Source organism: Pyxidicoccus xibeiensis, assembly GCF_024198175.1.
GTDB classification, from domain to species: Bacteria; Myxococcota; Myxococcia; order Myxococcales; family Myxococcaceae; genus Myxococcus; species Myxococcus xibeiensis.
Genome location: NZ_JAJVKV010000003.1, coordinates 1,093,491 through 1,110,907 on the forward strand (window position 1 = coordinate 1,093,491; position 17,417 = coordinate 1,110,907).

Below are 17,417 nucleotides of genomic sequence, written 5' to 3' on the forward strand. Positions count from 1 at the left end.
GCCGGGGCGCCCGCGTGGTTAGGGTTCGGCCATGACTCCCGCGCACAAGGTCCTGCTCTGCATCCTGGATGGCTGGGGAATCCGTCAGGAGCGAGACAACAACGCCATCCTCCTGGCCGGCACCCCGCAGCTCGACAAGCTGGCGAGCCCCTACCCCTTCACCGAGCTGCAGACCGCCGGCCTGGCGGTGGGCCTGCCCGAGGGGCAGATGGGCAACTCCGAGGTGGGCCACACCAACATCGGCGCGGGCCGAATCGTCTACCAGGACCTGGTGCGCATCAACCGCGCCGCCGAGTCCGGTGAGCTGGGGCAGAACCCCGTGCTGCGCGCGGCCATGGACGGCGTGAAGGCGGACGGCAAGGCGCTGCACCTGCTGGGGCTCGTGTCGCCCGGCGGCGTGCACTCGTCCATGGACCACCTGTACGCGCTCCTGCGCGCCGCGCGCGAGCGGGGCGTGCCCCACGTCTACGTGCACGCCTTCCTGGACGGGCGCGACACGCCGCCGCAGAGCGCGCTGGGCTACGTGGAGGAGCTGGAGCGCTTCCTCCACGAGACGCACGCCGGCCGCATCGCCACGGTGAGCGGGCGCTACTACGCCATGGACCGCGACAAGCGGTGGGACCGCGTGCACCTGGCCTACGAGGCCCTGGTGTTCGGCCGCGGGCCCAAGGCGCCGGACGCGCTGAGCGCCATCCGCGCGTCCTACGCGGAGAAGGTGACGGACGAGTTCGTGAAGCCCACGGTGCTGGCCAGCGGAGACGGCACGCCGGTGGGCCGCATCCAGGACGGCGACACCGTCCTCTTCTTCAACTTCCGCGCAGACCGGGCCCGCGAGCTGACCAAGGCGCTGGCGTACCCGGACTTCAAGGAGTTCGACCGGGGCGGGCTGCGGCTGGGGCGGTACGTGTGCATGACCCAGTACGACGAGACCTTCGATTTGCCGGTGGCCTTCGCGCCGGACCAGCCGCAGGACATCTTCCCGGAGCTGCTGTCGCGGCAGGGGCTGCGCCAGCTGCGCACGGCGGAGACGGAGAAGTACGCGCACGTGACGTTCTTCTTCAACGGCGGCCGCGAGGTGGTCTACCCGGGCGAGGACCGGCACCTGGTGCCCAGCCCGCGCGACGTGAAGACGTACGACTTGAAGCCGGAGATGGCCGCGCGCGAGGTGACGGCGGAGCTGGTGAAGCGCCTCGACTCCGGGACGTACGACTTCGCGCTGGTGAACTTCGCCAACCCGGACATGGTGGGCCACAGCGGCCGGCTGGACGCGGCGATGCAGGCGGTGAAGGTGGTGGACGAGTGCCTGGGCGTGCTCGGCAAGGCGTGTGAGCGCAACGGGTGGGTGCTGGCCATCTCCGCCGACCACGGCAACTGCGAGCAGATGGTGGACCTGGTGACGGGTGAGCCACACACCGCGCACACCCTCAACCCGGTGCCCTTCCACCTCATCCACCCGGACTTCCGCGGGCAGAAGCTGCGCCCCGGCATCCTCGCGGACATCGCCCCCACGCTGTGCAAGGTGATGGGGCTGCCGACCTCGAAGGAGATGAACCGGCAGGGCCTGCTGCCGTGAGCAGCCACGCGGGGACCGCGGGGTCGACGGAGCTGAGCCGGCGGGACCTGGCGCCGTGACGGACGTGGGCGTGCACCGGTGCTGAGCGCACTGCTGGACCTGCTCTATCCGCCGGCGTGCCTCGCCTGCGCGAAGGTGCTGCCCGGCCCCGGGGCCTTCTTCTGCGAGCCGTGCGACACCGCGCTGGAGCGGCTGCCTCCCGCGTGCTGCCGCACCTGTGCGGAACCGGGGACGTTTCCCGGCGCCACCTGCCCCCGGTGCCGCACGGCGCCGCCCCCGTTCTCTCGCGCCTGGGCGCCCTTCGCGCACGAGGGGCCCCTGGCCCGTGCCATCCACCGCTTCAAGTACGAGGACCACCCCGAGCTGGCCGGACCCCTGGGAGCGCTGCTGGCGGGTGAGGCGCAGGGCTTCCTCGCCCGGGCGCCCGCCTTCGTGGTGGCGCTGCCGCTGCACACCCGCCGCTACCACGCGCGCAAGTACGACCAGGCGCAGCTGCTGGCCGGCTCGCTGGCGAAGGCCACCGGCCGCGAAGCCCCGGTGGGCTGGCTCACGCGCACCCGCGAGACGGAGCGGCAGGTGGGGCTCAACGAGGCGGAGCGCGCGCACAACGTCGCCAGCGCCTTCAACGCAACTTCCAGAGTGGCCGGCCGCGAGGTGCTGCTGCTGGACGACGTCTTCACCACCGGTGCCACCGCCCGCGCCGCTGCCCACGCCCTGCGCGAAGCCGGGGCCTCGCACGTCGAAGTGCTGACGCTGGCTCGGGCCTTCAGTCTGAGCTGACGGCCCTTGCGCGGGCGGCGCCGTGGCCAGGAATGCCCTCGCGGGGTCCGCTCTGAGGCGGGCTCTCCCCCGCGGAGTGCCGCACGGCTGGGTGCTCACCACCCAGGCTGGGTCAACGGACACCGGTTGTGACGCATCCGTTGCGAATGTAGAATTTCAAACACACTCACCAACGCGCCCGGAGCGGCTGACGCTCCACCCGGTTGCCCGGCCCGGCAATCACAGGACACTTGCGTGGACCTGCAGGCCGTCGTGCACATTTTCGTCGAGGAAGCCGACGGACTGCTCCGGTGCCTGGAGCAGGGCTTCCTGGCCCTGGAGGCCTATCCCAGTGCTCGGGACGTGCTCCCGGGCATGCTGCGCGCGGCGCACACGCTCAAGGGCAGCTCGGCATCGCTCGGCCTGGAGCGGCTGCCCGCCTTCACCCACTCGCTCGAGGAGTCCCTGGAGGCGCTGAGGGATGGGCGCCTCGTGGCGGACGCCGCGCTCGTCTCCGGCCTGCTGCGCGCGGTGGATGGGCTTCGTCACATGGCGCGCAACACCCGCCTCGGAGAACCGGAGGAGACGGGGGACATGGAGCGCATCCTCGCGGAGCTCGACCTGCTCCGGGGGCGCACGGGCCTTCCCCCTGCCGGCCCTGCCTCGGAGCCGCTGCCCCACCCGCACGCCGGGGACGATGCGCCCGTGCCCGCCGCCGCGGTCCGCGTGGAGGAGGAGCGGCTGGACCGGCTGCTGGACGTGACGGGCGAGCTGAGCCTCGGCCACGGGCGGCTGATGGAGCACGTGCGCGGCGGCGCCTCTCGCGAGACGCTCCTGTCGGGGCTGGAGGACCTGGGGCAGCGGCTGCGCAGCCTGGAAGCCGCGGTGCTCCAGGCGCGGCTGGTGCCCGTCGAGTCCGTGCTGCAGGACCCGCAGCGCACGGTGCGGGACGCGGCGGAGGCGTGCGGCAAGCGCGTGCGGCTGCGCATCGACGCCACCGGGGCGGACGTGGACACCCGCGTCATCCGCCCGCTGCGCTCGGCCCTGGTGCACCTGCTTCGCAACGCCGTGGACCATGGCATCGAGGCGCCGCAGACGCGCGCCGAGCGCGGCAAGCCCGCCGAGGGGACGCTCACGCTGAGCGCCGGACACCAGCGGGGCTTCCTGGTGGTGACGCTCTCCGACGATGGCGGCGGGCTGGACCGGGGCCGCATCCTCGCGCGCGCCCGCGAGCGCGGCCTGGTGGCCCCGGACGCGCGGCCCTCCGACGAGGAGCTGGACGCGCTCATCTTCGCCCCGGGCTTCTCCACGGCCGAGGCCGTCACGGCCCTCTCCGGCCGCGGCGTGGGCCTGGACGCCGTCCGCCAGGAGGTGGAGTCCGTGCGCGGCGCGCTGAGCGTCAGCAGCCAGGAAGGCCAGGGCACCACCTTCACGCTGCGGCTGCCGCTCCACCTGGCCATCGTCCCGGGCTTCGCCGTGAGCGTCGGCGCAGCCGCCTACCTGGTGCCGCTGGAGGCCGTGGAGGAGTGCGGCCCGCTGCCTCCCGGAATCACGCGGGCGGAGGCGGCGCGCGGAGTCGTCGACCTGGGCGCGCGGGTGGTGCCCTTCCTGCGCCTGCGCGCGGCCTTCCCGTCCGGCGGCATGCCGTCCCACCGCGAGGAGTTCGTGGTGGTGCGCACGGACGCCGGCCGCGTCGCGCTCGTCGTGGATGCCCTGCTCGGTGAGCGCCACGTCGTCCTCAAGCCCCTGGGCCCCCTGCTCCGGCGCCAGCCGGGCCTGGCCGGTGCGTCCGTCCTTCCGGATGGAAGGCTCGCGCTGCTGCTGGACCTTCCCTCCCTCCTGCGCTCCTCCCTCTCCATCCCCTCTTCATCCGCGGTGCCCGCCCCCCGAGGCACCCGGTGACTTCTCCAGGCGCCCAATAATGCTCAGGAACATCCGAATCGGCCCCCGACCGACGGAGCTGGGGACGTTCGACCTGGTGCTGTGCCGCAACGTGCTCATCTACTTCGACGCCGTGTCCACCCAGCGCGTGGTGCGCGGGCTGGAGCAGCACCTGGCCGCGGACGGCCTGCTGCTGCTGGGCCACGTGGAGGGCATGCACGGCGCGCGCGGCGCGCTGCGTGCCGTCCACCCATCCACCTATGCCCGGCGTCCCGCGCCGCCCGCGCGCCGTCCATGACGGGCTCCGGAGCGCCGCTGCTGCGGGTGCTGGTGGTGGATGCCTCGGCGGTGGTGCGCCAGGACGTCGCGGCGCTGCTGCGCGCGGCGGGAGGCTTCGAGGTGTCGGCAGCGGCCAACGCGCCCGCCGCGCTCCAGAAGCTGCAGCGGGTCCGCCCCGAGGTCGTCCTGCTCTGCATCCAGCCCCCGGACACCGCGGGCCTGCCCCTGCTGCGGGAGCTGGTGACGCGCGGCGTGCCGGTGGTGGTGTGCGTGAAGGCCCGCGTGCGAGACGAGGTCGTGGCGAGGGAGGCGCTGCGCGCGGGCGCGTCCACCCTCCTCCACTGGCCCGTGGCGGGCCTCCGGGCGCACCTGGCCGTCGTGGCCGGTGCCCTGGCCGTCACGCTCCTGTCGGCCGGAAGGCCTTCTCCGCGGGCGCCCGCCCGCCAGGGCACGGCGGTGGCGGTGGAGCCACGCCCCCGGCCGGTGCTCGCCCGGACCTGGGCGCGCCAGGTGGTGGCGGTGGGCGCGTCGACGGGAGGGCCGGCGGCCCTGCGCCAGCTGCTGAGCGCGCTGCCCGAGGACGCCCCCGGCCTGCTGGTGGTGCAGCACATGCCGGAGCCCTTCGCCACCTCCTTCGCGCGCAACCTGGCGGAGGAGTGCCGCGTCACGGTGCGGCGGGCCGAGTCCGGCGACAGGGTGTGCCCCGGGACGGCGCTGATGGCGCCGGGAGACCAGCACCTGCGACTCGTCGCGTGCACCGGAGGCCTCGCGGTGGAGCTGTCGGATGAGCCCCCCTTCCGTCACCACCGCCCCAGCGTGGACGTCCTCTTCCGCTCGGTGGCGGAGGTGGCCGGGCCGGACGCGGTGGGCGTGCTGCTCACCGGCATGGGCGACGACGGCGCGGACGGGCTGATGGCCATGCTGCGCGCCGGAGCCGCCACCTTCGCCCAGGACGAGGCCACCAGCGTCGTGTACGGCATGCCACGGGCGGCAGTCCTGCGGGGCGCGGCGGAGCACTCGCTGCCGCTCGACGCGCTGCCGGCGGCCATCCTCGACGCGGCCTCGCGACGAGGCCCCTCCCCGGCGCACGCACGTCCACTCCACGAGGATGCGGGGTAGCGTGTCACGGGGCGTGGCGCACGACGGCTGCGCCCGCGCCGTGACACGGAGTGCTGGACCTTGGCGAACGTCCGCCACCGCACGGGAGCCCGCTCCACGAGGGTCCGAGGAAGCATGTCGCGTGGGGTCGCACCCGCATCCCGTGCCCCCATGCCGTGGAGATGCGCGCTAGCTTCGCGGCATGCGCTGGTCCCCCCTCCTCGCCCTCGCGTTCCTCGCCCTCCGCTGTGCCCACGCGCCCGAGCCGGCGGCACCCGCCCCCGCTCCAGCCCCCGTGGCCTCCGCGCCTGAATGGCCCGAGCCCCAGCCTCCCGCGCTGCGGCTGCCCGACACGGTGCGCCCCGTCCTCTACACGCTGGACCTCAAGCTCATCCCCGCCGAGCCCACCTTCTCGGGCACCGTCGCCATCGACGTGGACGTCACCGAGCCCGTGCGGCAGGTGTGGCTGCACGGCCAGGACCTCGACGTCACGCAGGCCCGGGTGGAGACCGGCTCGCGCACGCTGGAGGCCCGCACCGCCACCGCGAGCGAGGGGCGCCTGGGCCTGCTGCTCCCCGAGCCGCTCGCGCCGGGCAGGGCCCGCATCCACCTGACCTTCACGGGCCGCGTGGACCGCGAGCGCAGCCGGGGCATCTACGGCCAGGAAGAAGGCGGCGAGCACTACCTCTACACCTTCTTCGAGCCGGTGGACGCGCGCCGAGCCTTCCCCTGCTTCGACGAGCCGGCCTTCAAGGTGCCCTGGAAGCTGAGCTTCACCGTGAAGGCCGGGCACGTGGCGCTCGCCAACCACCCCATCGTCTCCCGCGAGCCGCTGCCGGACGGCCTCGAGCGTGTGTCCTTCGCGCAGAGCGTCCCCATGCCCAGCTACCTCGTGGCCTTCGTGGTGGGCCCCTTCGACGTGGTGGACGCGGGCAAGGCCGGACGCAACGCCGTGCCGCTGCGCTTCATCGTCCCGAAGGGGCGCGGCCCGGAGACGGCGTACGCGGCCAGCGTCACCCCGCGCATCGTCACGCAGTTGGAGGACTACTTCGACCAGCCCTACCCGTACGAGAAGCTCGACGTCGCGGTGGTGCCCCGCTACTGGGGCACCATGGAGCACCCGGGCATCGTGGCGCTCGGGCAGCCCCTCACGCTCATCCGCCCCGGCGAGGAGACGCTGGCGCGGCGCAAGTCGTACGTCACCATCGCCAACCACGAGCTGGGCCACTACTGGTTCGGCAACATCGTCACCTGCCGCTGGTGGGACGACATCTGGCTCAACGAGTCGCTCACCTCGTGGCTGGACCGCAAGACGGTGGACAGCTTCGACCCGAGCTGGGGCTTCGGGCTGGAAGCGACCATGAACTCGGCGTCATTCGCGCTCGACACGGATGCGCTCGCGGCGGCCCTGCCCGTGCGCAAGCCGGCCGATACGCATGACGACGTGCTCGGCGCCTTCGACAACGGCACCACCTACGCGAAGGGCTCGGCCATCATCCACATGTTCGAGGCGTGGCTGGGCGAGCAGCGCATGCGCGACCTGCTGCGCGTCCACGTCCGGAAGCACGCGTGGGGCGTGGCGACGTCGGACGACTTCGCCACTACGCTCTCCGAGGCCGCGGGCCCGGAGGTGGCCACCGCGTTCCGCAGCTTCATCGACCAGCCGGGCGCCCCGCGCATCACCGCCGAGCTCCAGTGCGCGCCCGGCACGCCCGCGAAGCTGAAGCTCTCCCAGGAGCGCTTCCTGCCAGTCGGCTCCACCGCCGGTTCCGCCCAGAAGTGGTCGGTGCCCGTCTGCGTGCGCGCGGGGAGCGGCACGAGCGCCGTGCGCAGCTGCACGCTGCTCACCGAGGCCACGGGCGAGCTGGACCTGCCCATGCGCCAGTGCCCCCGCTGGCTCCTGCTCAACGCGGGCGGCACGGGCTACTACCGCGCCGGCTACACGCGCGAGCAGCTGGCCCAGGTGCTGGCCGCGCCCCCGAGCGCGTTGACGCCAGCGGAGCGGCTGGCGCTGCTGGCGGACGTGGAGGCGGCGGTGCGCCGTGGGGACCTGCCGCTCGGCGAGGCCCTGCGGCTGGTCACCTCCACCGCCACGGACAAGCACCGCCTCGTCGTGCAGCGTGGCGCGCGGCTCCTCCAGCTCGTCAACGAAGACGGCCTGTCCGCGGCCGACCGGGCGCGCTACCGGACCTGGGTGGGCCAGGTGTACGGCCCCAGGGCGCGGCAGCTCGGCTGGGAGCCGAAGCCGGGTGACAGCGACGAGGTGAAGCAGACGCGCGCGCGGCTGTTGGAGCTGGCGACGATGCGCGGCGAGGACCCGACCCTGGTGCGCGAGGGGAACCGGCTCGCCCGGGCGTGGCTGAAGGACCGCAAGTCCGTCGACCCGGAGGCCGCGTCGCTGGCGCTCGTCGTGGCGGCGCGCAACGGGGACCGGACCCTCTTCGACACCCTGGTGGCCGAGGCGCGCAAGACGCAGGACCGGAACGAGCGCGCCCGCATGCTGTCCACGCTCGCGGCGTTCCGGGACCCGGCGCTCGTGCGCGAGGGGCTGGCGCTCGTCACGGGCACGGAGTTCGACATCCGCGACACGCGGCCCCTCGTCATCGGGGCCTTCAGCACGCCGGAGACGCGCGAGCTGGCGTGGGCCTTCTACAAGGAGAACTTCGACGCGCTCGCCGGCCGGCTGCGCTCGGACGAGCTGGGCTGGTTCATCGGACTGACGGGCAACCTCTGCGGCGCGGAGCACGCCCGGGAGGTGGAGGCCTTCCTGGGGCCGCGCGTCACGCGCCTGGAAGGGGCGCCCCGCGCGCTCGCCCGCGCCCAGGAGTCCATCCGCCTGTGCGCCGAGTCGGACCGCCTCCACCGCAAGAGCGTGGAGACCTTCGTGCGCTCACCGCCCACCGTGCCCGCGCCGCCCCGGACGCGCTGAAGCGAGCGCGGGCGGCCCCTCCATCAGATGGGGTCGCCCCGCCGCGCCCGCTGCGTTAGACAGGCCGGCATGTTCGACGCCAACCGGCATCTCGAGCGCATCGGCGCCAGCGCGAGCGCCTCGCTGGCGGAGCTGCACCGGGCCCACCTGGAGTCCGTGCCCTTCGAGAACCTGGACATCCACCAGAAGCGGCCCATCCGGCTCGACACGGACGCCTTCTTCGAGAAGGTCGTCGTCCAGCGGCGCGGCGGCTTCTGCTACGAGCTCAACGGCCTCTTCGCGAGGCTGCTCCAGGCGCTCGGCTACCCGGTGACGCTGCTGTCGGCGCGCGTGGCCACCTCGCCCGACGGCAGCGCCTACGGCCCCGAGTTCGACCACCTGGCGCTCCAGGTCGAGGACGCACACGGGACGTGGCTCGCCGATGTGGGCTTCGGAGAGTGCTTCCGCGAGCCGCTGCGCCTGGACGTGCGCGAGGTCCAGACACGGCTCGGCCGCCGCTACCGGCTCACCCCGGACGGGGACGGCCTCCTCTACTGGAGCGAGGCCGAGTCCGGCTGGGAGGTCGAGTACGCGCTGTCCCTCGTGCCCCGCGCGCTCGCGGACTTCGCCGGCATGTGCCACTTCCACCAGACCTCACCGGAGTCCCACTTCACGCGGCGCCGCCTGTGCTCGCGCGCGACGCCCGGCGGCCGCATCACCCTCAAGGAGGGCGCGCTCCTCATCACCCGCGACGGGGCCCGCGAGGAGCGGCCCCTCGCGGACGAGGACGCCTGGCGGCGGGCACTCGCCGAGCACTTCGGCCTCACCCCCTGAGTGAAGGCCGGGCTCCAGGCCTGGCCTCCGCTGAAGCCCCCTTCCCACGTGGCCATGCGGCGGCATGCGAGGTCTGCCCCTTGTCATCCCCCTGTCAAAGCGGTACCCCTCGGGCCGCATCCGGAAGCAGTGGAATCCACCTCAGAATCGACACCATTGATGAACACGGGCATGCCGGGGAACACCGAGCCCTACCTCCACTTCGTCGTGGGGGGTGAGCACTACGCCGTGCCCGACGCGCGAGTCGCCGAGGTGGTGCCCGACGCGCGCCTCGCGCCGGTGCCCGACGCCCCGCCCCACCTCCGTGGCGTGCTGCTCCACGAAGGCCAGGCGGTGCCGGTGGTGGACCTGTCCCACCTGCTGGGCCAGGCGCTGCGGACGGTGCGTGCGCGTCCCACCGTGGTGGTGGCGCGGGTGAGCTGCTGTGGTGAGCCGCTCCGGCTGGCTTTCGCGGTGGATGGCGTGGGCGCGCCGCTGCAGCTGTCCTCGCGTGACGTGGTGCCGCCCCCCGACTTCGGCGCCGCCCTGCCGGTGGGCTTCCTGGTGGGCATGGGCCGGCACGGCGAGGGCCTGGTGCTGCTGGTGGACGTGGAGCGCATCCTCTCCGAGCCGCAGCTGCACGCCGCCCTGGAGCTCGTCCCACGCACCGGCGTTGCGGGTGCTCACGGGAGCTGAGGTATCCTACCTCGTCCTTCATCGGACCCTCGTGCGCCTTGCGCACGGCGTACCCTCGGTGACGTTTTCGGTTGCCTGCCCGCCACCCGGGGCCGCATGCAGGGGAAGGCCCTGAGAGGGTCACCTGTTCATCGGCGTCGGCGCCCCCTGTTGCTCCAGGATTCCAGGCCGGTGCCCCTACCGTAGACGTCAACGAGGAGAACGGATGTCCCGCTTCACATGGCTGGCCGCGGTTTTCGTGCTCACCTGCCCGCTCTGGGTCCAGGCGAGGCCGGCAGCGGACGAGACGGCCCGCGTGTTCGCGGCCGAGGCGATGAAGCAGGCCGCTTCCCCCCGGGGCGCCGCCACGCTGCTGCGCATGCACTCGCTGGTGGACGACGTGGAGGACCTCACGCCGCTGCTGAGCACCTACGCGCAGATTGCCTCGCGGCGCACGTCGGACCCCAGCACGCGCGCCACCGCGCAGCTGCTCCTGCTGGACATCGAGCGCGCCCGCGGCCGGCTGGTGCGCGCCAACGAGGTGAAGCAGTGGCTGGGCTTCGTCGGCGACTACTACGTCGTCGGTGGCTTCGAGAACGAGGGCAAGGCCGGCTGTGACACGGACTTCGGCCCCGAGGCCGCCAACCTGGACCTGGGTGCCTCCTTCCCCGGCGCCAAGGGCCGCGAGGTGTCCTGGCGCAAGCTGTCCGCGCACACGGCGGACGGCTACGTGGACCTCGCCACCGCGGTGCGCCCCAACCGCGAGGCGGTGGCCTACGCCGTCACCTGGCTGGAGGCTCCCAGCGAGACGCGCGTGTCCATGGGCGTGGGCACCTCCGGCGCCTTCCGCATGTGGGTGAACGGGCAGCTCGCCGCGAAGGAGGACCGCTACAACCTGCCGCGCCCGGACCAGTCCCGCGTGTCCGTGAAGCTGCGCAAGGGCCTCAACCGCGTCCTCCTCAAGGTGTGCCAGGAGTCCGGCCCGCTGGGCTTCTACCTGCGCCACGAGTCGCCCTCCGTGCGCGCGTCGCTGCCGGCCAAGGCCCCTGCCCTGGAGCGCGGCGCGGCCCCGGCGCCCCAGTTGCTGCCCACCCTCACCTCGGCGCTGCGCGCCCTGGTGGAGAAGAACCCCGACGACGCCGAGCTGCGCGGCGACTACGCCCGCGTGCTGGGCTTCTTCCGCGCCTATGACGAGCGTGAGCACACCGCCACGGTGGAGGCCACCCGCGCCGCCGAGGCCGCCCCCGCCAACGCGCGCCTGCAGCTGCTCGCCGCCGGCCAGCAGCGGGACGACCTGAACGAGCGCCGCCGCTTCCTGGAGGCCGCGCTGAAGGCCGACCCGGGCTTCTCCGAGGCGCGCGTGGCGCTGGCCGACCACGAGCTGGACCGCGGCCACCCCGAGCGCGTGCCGGAGCTGGTGGCGCCCGTGCTGGAGAAGGACCCGGACTCCTCGAGCGCCCGGCTGGTGCTGGCCCGCGCCCACGAGGCGCTGGGTGAGCGCCCCCGCGCGCACGCCCTCATGGAGGAGGCCTTCCGCCGTGCCCCGCGCGTGCCCCGCGCGGTGCGCGCCGCGGCGCAGGCGTCCCGGCAGATGGGCCGCAACCGCGAGGCCATGGACCGGATGCGCGTGGTGCTGGCGCTGCGCTTCGACGACGGCGGCACCCGCCGCGCGCTCGCCTCGCTGCTGGCGGACGCCGGCCAGGTGGAGGCCGCGCAGCGCGAGTACTCGCAGCTGGTGGCCCTCAACCCCTTCGACAACGGCGCCCGCGTGCGGCTGGCCGAGCTGAAGGCCAACAACGGCGCGGTGACGGAGGCCGTCGCCCTCTTCAACGAGGCCCGCGCGCTGTCGCCGGACGAGCCCGAAATCTACGAGCGCGAGGGCCGCGCCCTGCTGGCCGCCGGCCGCCGCGAGCCGGCGCTGGCCGCCTTCGAGCGCTCGCTCGCCCTGCGCCCGCAGAACCCGGCGCTGAAGGAAGTCCTCCGCACCCTCAAGGGAGAGACGTCCGGCGCGGGCCTGCAGTACCTGGTGGACAGCAAGGGGCTGGACAAGGAGGCGGAGGCCTACGTCCACGAGGACGCCCTCTACCTGGTGGACAGCACCTACGTGCGCGTCCAGAAGAGCGGCCTGTCCAGCCGCCTGCACCAGATGGTGGTGAAGGTGCTCAACGCGCGCGGCGTGGATGCGTTCCGCACCCTGCCCGTCACCTACTCGCCGGACCGGCAGGAGGTCCGCATCCTGAAGGCCCGCGTGGTGAAGGCGGACGGCTCCGTGGTGGAGAGCTACGGGGAGAACGACCGCAACATCAACGAGCCGTGGACGGGCATGTACTACGACGCCCGCGCCAAGGTGCTGTCCTTCCCCTCGCTGGCGGCCGGCGACACGCTGGAGCTGACGTACCGCCTGGACGACACCGCGCAGGAGAACCTGCTCTCCGACTACTGGGGTGACGTGGAGAGCGTGCAGGGCGTCTACCCGAAGGTGCGCTTCCAGTACCTGGTGGACATGCCGAAGGAGCGGCCCCTGTACTGGAACAAGAGCAAGCTGACCGGCATCCAGGGCTCGCAGGAGGCACTGGAGGACGGGCGCATGCTGTACCGGTGGAACGCGAAGCACGTCTCCAAGGTGGTGCCGGAGCCGGGCATGCCGGGCTGGGCGGAAGTCGCGCAGAACCTCCACGTCTCCACGTACCAGACGTGGGACCAGGTGGGCCGCTACTGGTGGGGCCTGGTGAGAGACCAGCTCCAGCCCAACGCCGAGCTGCGGCAGACGGTGGACACGGTGCTCAAGGGCGTGGACCGCAAGGACGAGCTGGCGGTGGTGCGCGCCATCTACAACTTCGTGGTGACGAACACGCGCTACGTGGCGCTGGAGTTCGGCATCCACGGCTACAAGCCGTACCGGGTGGACCGGGTGCTGGCGCGCCGCTTCGGCGACTGCAAGGACAAGGCGAGCCTCATCCACTCCATGCTGCGGGTGGCGGGCGTGGACAGCCGGCTGGTGCTGCTGCGCATGCGCAACCTGGGCGCCATCGGCGAGGAGCCGGCGAGCCTCGCGGCCTTCAACCACGCCATTGCCTACGTGCCCAAGTACGACCTGTACCTGGACGGCACGGCGGAGTTCCACGGCGCCAAGGAGCTGCCCAGCGCGGACCGCGTCGCCAACGTGCTGGTGGTGGAGCCGGACGGCCGCAGCACCTTCCTCACCACGCCCGAGTCGAAGGCGCAGGACAACGCCACGCGGCTGACGCTGGACGTGGTGATGAGCGCCACGGGCGGCGCCGAGGTGTCGGGCTTCAGCACCGTGGGCGGGCAGAGCGCGCCGGACTACCGCCGGGCGTACCGGCCGGAGGCCACGCGCAAGTCCACCTTCGAGCGCGCCTGGGCGCAGAGCTTCCCGGGCCTGACGGTGCACGACGTGAAGCTGAACGACACCTCGCGGCTGGACGACGACGTGGCGCTCGACTTCAAGATGACGATTCCCCGCTACGCCGAGGTGCTGCCCAACGGCATGCGCTTCCTGCCCTTCGGCACCGGCCGCACGTACCAGCAGGCCTACGCGTCCTTGGCCGAGCGCCGCTTCGACCTGGTGATGCAGGGCCCGTGGCTCAACAGCTTCACGCTGCGCTACACCCTGCCCGCGGGCTGGACGGTGGCGGAGCTGCCGCAGCCGGTGGAGGAGACCACGAAGTTCGGCTACGTGAAGCTCAGCTACAAGGTGGACGGCGGCAAGCTGGTGGCCGAGGGCGAGATGGCCCTCACCGAGGCGCGCGTGAAGGCGGAGGACTACGGCGCGTTCCGCGAGTTCCTCGGCCGCGTGGACCGGGCCTTCGGGCGCCGCGTCCTCGTGCAGGGCCCCGGCAACCGCACCGCGTCCGCGGGGCAGTAGCCGGCAAGGGGCCTTGCGCCCCGCGGGTGCGACGTCACTCGCGGGGTGCGAAGGCGATGCCCACGATGTGGTTGGTGATGGCGGGCGGCTCCTGTCCCATGCGGAGCGTGTTGACGGAGTACACGAGGCGGCGGCGCAAGTCCCGCGTGGCGCCCATCCCGTTGTTGTAGCCGTGCCGGTCGCCCGTCTTGCCCCACACCGTGATGCCGTTCGCGTCGAAGCGCGTGAGGCCGCCGCCGTGGAAGGCACGGCCGCCGCTCGCGAGGGGCAGGTCCGGCACGGTGAACATCTCCTCCAGCTGCGCGCGGGGCAGCAGCCGCCCCTGGAAGAGGGCGACGAGGAAGCGGTCCAGGTCGGCCGAGGTGGAGATCATCTCCCCCGCCGCCCAGGGCACGGACTGGCTGGCGTCGGTGACGTCGACGAGGCACCCCGTCTCGTAGGGGATGGCGCCGGTGGGGCAGCCCTCCTCCCCCACGGGGACGAGCTCATAGCCCCGGGCATGCGGGCCGGGGAGCACCGTGTCCCTGCCGGGCACGAAGGTGTCCCGCAGGTGCAGCGGGCGGAGGATGCGCTCCTGCACGGCCTGCCCGTAGGGGCGCCCCGTCACCTTCTCGATGAGCAGCCCCAGGAAGAGGTAGCCGATGTTGCCGTACTCCTGCGCCTCACCCGGCCGGAAGCGGGGCCCCTGCGCCACCGCCAGCGAGACGAGCTCCAGCGGCGTGAAGTGCCGGAACCGGTTCTCCTTGAACCACTCGTAGTCCTTCTGCGGCACTGGCACGCCCGGCAGGCCATGGGTGAAGTTGAGCAGCTGCCGGACGGTGATGGGCTCGTAGACGCCGGCGGGCAGCAGGCCCGGCAGGTAGTGCTGAACGGGCCGGTCCAGGTCCACCCGGCGCTCGGCGGCGAGCTGCAGCACCACGGTGGCGGTGAACACCTTGGTGATGCTGCCGACGCGGAAGCGCCCGTCCGCGGGCACGGGCGCCTGGGTGCGGATGTCCGCCACTCCGGACGTGCCGAGCCAGTGGCTGGCGGGGCCGCTCACCCGCACCATGGCCCCGGAGACCTTCGTGTCCGGCAGCCCGGCGATGGCCTGACGCAGTGCCTCGCGGTCCAGCGGCGCCAGGGGGGACGGGTGATGGCCGCCCAGTCCCTGACCGCTCTCCTCCAGCTCATTGGTGGACGCTGGCGCCTCGGGACCGCAGGCGCCGGTGGAGCTCACGACGAGTAGCGCAGCGCCCAATCGCAGTCCGCGATTCAGTCCAGCCATGTTCCATCTCCCGGTGAAGGGGCCGGAGGGGCCGGCCGGGAAGTGGAACACCGAGGCCTCACGTTGCTGTCACCACGAGGCAACAGCACCGCGCCAACACCGTCTCGACTAGGGCTCCACCAGGGCGGAGAGCAGCTTGCGCACCTCACCAGGCCCGTTCACCCGGAAGCCCGCGCGGGTGGGCTTGTTGCCCGCGTGGAGGGTGAGCCCGCCCGGGGGCATGGCCGCGAAGAGGTCCTCGTCCGTGCGGTCATCGCCGATGGCCACCACCAGCGTGCCCGGAGCGAGCCCCTGGGTGGCCTCGCCCACCGCGCGCCCCTTGTGCACGCCGCGAGGCCGCAGCTCCACCACCCTGTCTCCCGGAAGGATGTCCATGCCCTGCCCCTCGAAGGCCTCGGACAGCAGCAGGCGCAGCTCGCGGGCCTGGAGGGCGCCGAACTCCGCCTCCACCAGCCGGTAGTGCCAGGCCAGGGAGGCCGTCTTCTCCTCCACGAATGAGCCCGGCACCCGCTGGGTGAAGGAGTCCAGCACCGGCCGCGCGCGGACCTTCCACTCGAAGGACACGCCCTCCAGCATCCGCCATGGCTGGCCCGGCCGCAGGCGGGACCAGAGGCCGTGCTCGGCGTGCAGGCTGATGGGCAGCTCGCCGAACCACTCCTCCAGCGTCTCCCGGGGCCGGCCGCTGACGATGCTCAGCGACGTGCCCGGCCGCGCCAGCAGCTTCGCCAGCAGGGCCCGCAGGGCGTCGTCCGGCAGGGCCAGCTCCGGCCGGGGCGCGAAGCCCACCAGGGTGCCGTCGTAGTCGAGCAGCAGGTGCAACCGGGGTGCGGCCTTCATCCGCTCCAGCGCCTCCGGCGCGTTGCCCGTCTTCCGCTCCGACACGGCGGGCAGCCCCTGGAGCCGGTCCAGGAAGCTGGATGTCCACCAGTGCACGTCCTTCGCCTTCACCTGGGTGCGCAGGGCGCGCATGCGCGTGCGGCGCTCGTCCTCGGACATCTCCAGCGCCTGCTCAATCGCGTCCGCCATGCACTCCACGTCGTACGCATTGACGATGAGGGCGCTGGTCAGCTCGGCGGCGGCCCCGGCGAACTCGCTGAGCACCAGCACGCCGTCGTCGTCCGGCCGGGCCGCGCAGAACTCCTTGGCCACCAGGTTCATGCCGTCGCGCACCGGCGTGACGAGCATGACGTCCGCGGCGCGGTACAGCCCCACCAGCTGCTTCTCGTTGAAGGAGCGGTAGAGGTAGTGCACGGGCACGTTGTGCACGCCGCCGTAGAGGCCGTTGATGCGGCCCACCAGCTCGTCCACCTGCTCGCGGTAGGCGGCGTACGCCTCCACCTGGGTGCGGCTGGGCACGGCCACCTGGATGAAGCGCAGGCGCCCGCGCCAGGACGGCTCACGCTCCAGCACGCGCTGCACCGCCAGCAGCCTGCGGGGAATGCCCTTGGTGTAGTCGAGCCGGTCGATGCCCAGGAGGATGCGCTGCCCTTCCGCCTTCCGGCGCAGGGTGGCCACCTCCTCGAGCACGCCCGGCTCCTTCGCGAGCGACTCGAAGGCCGTGGCGTCGATGCCCATGGGGAAGGCGGCCACGCGCACGTCGCGCCCCTCCCAGATGATGCGGTCGATGTCCGTGTCCAGCCCGAGCTGGCGCAGCAGCGAGCCGGAGAAGTGCCGCACGTAGCTCACCGTGTGGAAGCCGATGAGGTCCGCGCCCAGCAGGCCCTTGAGCAGCTCGTGGCGGCGGGGCAGCGTGCTGAAGATTTCGGACGAGGGAAACGGGATGTGGTGGAAGTAGCCGATGCGCGCCTCGGGCAGCCGCTGGCGCAGGAGGCCCGGCACCAGCATGAGCTGGTAGTCGTGGACCCAGATGGTGTCGCCCGGCTGGTAGTGGCGGACGACCAGGTCGGCGAAGCGCTCGTTGACCTTGCGGTAGACCTCCCAGTCCCGGTCCTGGCGGGGGATGCGGTCCAGCATGTAGTGGCACAGCGGCCAGAGGACGCGGTTGGCGTAGCCCTCGTAGTAGCGGCTCAGCTCACTGGCGCTGAGGTACAGGGGCACGCAGCGCAGGTCGGCCAGCTGGGACTCCACCTTGGCGCGTTGGGTGTCCGACAGGCGGGACACGTCCCCGGGCCAGCCGAGCCACAGGCCCCCGGAGCGCTCATGCGGGCGGCTCAAGCCGGTGGCCAGCCCTCCCGCGCTGCGGACCACGGAGACGCTGTCCTTCTCCCCTTTGACGGTGACGGGGAGGCGATTCGAGACGAGCAGGAGTCGGGACATA

General features: G+C 72.8%; 11 protein-coding genes. 9 read left to right on the top strand and 2 right to left on the bottom strand.

The window, feature by feature from the left end:
* The first annotated feature begins 31 nt into the window (after nt 1-31).
* From gpmI to LXT23_RS17390, 9 genes are all read left to right on the top strand, one after another.
* Entirely contained in the window at nt 32-1,573 is a 1,542-nt protein-coding gene (gene gpmI / locus LXT23_RS17350; RefSeq protein ID WP_253981274.1) for a 2,3-bisphosphoglycerate-independent phosphoglycerate mutase, read from the top strand.
* Between the two features lie 78 nt (nt 1,574-1,651).
* Nucleotides 1,652-2,353, top strand: a complete 702-nt coding sequence (locus LXT23_RS17355) for a double zinc ribbon domain-containing protein (protein ID WP_253981275.1) — start codon at nt 1,652-1,654, stop codon at nt 2,351-2,353.
* Between the two features lie 252 nt (nt 2,354-2,605).
* On the top strand, nt 2,606-4,234 hold the full coding sequence (locus tag LXT23_RS17360) for a chemotaxis protein CheA (protein ID WP_253981276.1): 1,629 nt from the start codon (nt 2,606-2,608) through the stop codon (nt 4,232-4,234).
* A 19-nt stretch (nt 4,235-4,253) separates the two neighbouring features.
* Nucleotides 4,254-4,511 (top strand): CheR family methyltransferase, encoded by a 258-nt coding sequence (locus tag LXT23_RS17365; RefSeq protein WP_253981277.1) that lies wholly within the window; start codon nt 4,254-4,256, stop codon nt 4,509-4,511.
* Nucleotides 4,508-5,611 (top strand): chemotaxis-specific protein-glutamate methyltransferase CheB, encoded by a 1,104-nt coding sequence (gene cheB, locus LXT23_RS17370; RefSeq protein WP_253981278.1) that lies wholly within the window; start codon nt 4,508-4,510, stop codon nt 5,609-5,611. Before LXT23_RS17365 ends, cheB begins: the two co-directional genes overlap by 4 nt.
* A gap of 181 nt (nt 5,612-5,792) precedes the next feature.
* Nucleotides 5,793-8,519: a M1 family metallopeptidase gene (locus LXT23_RS17375; protein ID WP_253981279.1), complete on the top strand. Its 2,727-nt coding sequence runs from the start codon at nt 5,793-5,795 to the stop codon at nt 8,517-8,519.
* A gap of 69 nt (nt 8,520-8,588) precedes the next feature.
* Nucleotides 8,589-9,332 (top strand): arylamine N-acetyltransferase family protein, encoded by a 744-nt coding sequence (locus tag LXT23_RS17380; RefSeq protein ID WP_253981280.1) that lies wholly within the window; start codon nt 8,589-8,591, stop codon nt 9,330-9,332.
* Nucleotides 9,333-9,503: 171 nt separating this feature from the next.
* Nucleotides 9,504-10,007 (top strand): chemotaxis protein CheW, encoded by a 504-nt coding sequence (locus tag LXT23_RS17385; protein WP_253981281.1) that lies wholly within the window; start codon nt 9,504-9,506, stop codon nt 10,005-10,007.
* A 205-nt stretch (nt 10,008-10,212) separates the two neighbouring features.
* Nucleotides 10,213-13,872, top strand: coding sequence for a DUF3857 domain-containing protein (locus LXT23_RS17390; RefSeq protein WP_253981282.1), 3,660 nt, complete (start codon nt 10,213-10,215; stop codon nt 13,870-13,872).
* A gap of 34 nt (nt 13,873-13,906) precedes the next feature.
* On the opposite strand, the gene LXT23_RS17395 is transcribed toward LXT23_RS17390, so the two are convergent.
* Both LXT23_RS17395 and LXT23_RS17400 read right to left on the bottom strand, forming a co-directional pair.
* The gene (locus LXT23_RS17395) at nt 13,907-15,139 is read right to left on the bottom strand and encodes a serine hydrolase domain-containing protein (RefSeq protein WP_253981283.1); all 1,233 of its coding nucleotides are present in this window, start codon (nt 15,137-15,139) and stop codon (nt 13,907-13,909) included.
* 108 nt (nt 15,140-15,247) lie between these two features.
* The gene (locus LXT23_RS17400; protein WP_253981284.1) at nt 15,248-17,416 is read right to left on the bottom strand and encodes a bifunctional alpha,alpha-trehalose-phosphate synthase (UDP-forming)/trehalose-phosphatase; all 2,169 of its coding nucleotides are present in this window, start codon (nt 17,414-17,416) and stop codon (nt 15,248-15,250) included.
* Between the last annotated feature and the right edge of the window lies 1 nt (nt 17,417).

Coding starts and splice junctions, on each gene's coding strand:
- gpmI (WP_253981274.1), top strand. CDS start 32: ATGACTCCCGCGCACAAGGTCCTGCTCTGCATCCTGGATGGCTGGGGA.
- LXT23_RS17365 (WP_253981277.1), top strand. CDS start 4,254: ATGCTCAGGAACATCCGAATCGGCCCCCGACCGACGGAGCTGGGGACG.
- cheB (WP_253981278.1), top strand. CDS start 4,508: ATGACGGGCTCCGGAGCGCCGCTGCTGCGGGTGCTGGTGGTGGATGCC.
- LXT23_RS17375 (WP_253981279.1), top strand. CDS start 5,793: ATGCGCTGGTCCCCCCTCCTCGCCCTCGCGTTCCTCGCCCTCCGCTGT.
- LXT23_RS17380 (WP_253981280.1), top strand. CDS start 8,589: ATGTTCGACGCCAACCGGCATCTCGAGCGCATCGGCGCCAGCGCGAGC.
- LXT23_RS17385 (WP_253981281.1), top strand. CDS start 9,504: ATGCCGGGGAACACCGAGCCCTACCTCCACTTCGTCGTGGGGGGTGAG.
- LXT23_RS17390 (WP_253981282.1), top strand. CDS start 10,213: ATGTCCCGCTTCACATGGCTGGCCGCGGTTTTCGTGCTCACCTGCCCG.
- LXT23_RS17395 (WP_253981283.1), bottom strand. CDS start 15,139: ATGGCTGGACTGAATCGCGGACTGCGATTGGGCGCTGCGCTACTCGTC.
- LXT23_RS17400 (WP_253981284.1), bottom strand. CDS start 17,416: ATGTCCCGACTCCTGCTCGTCTCGAATCGCCTCCCCGTCACCGTCAAA.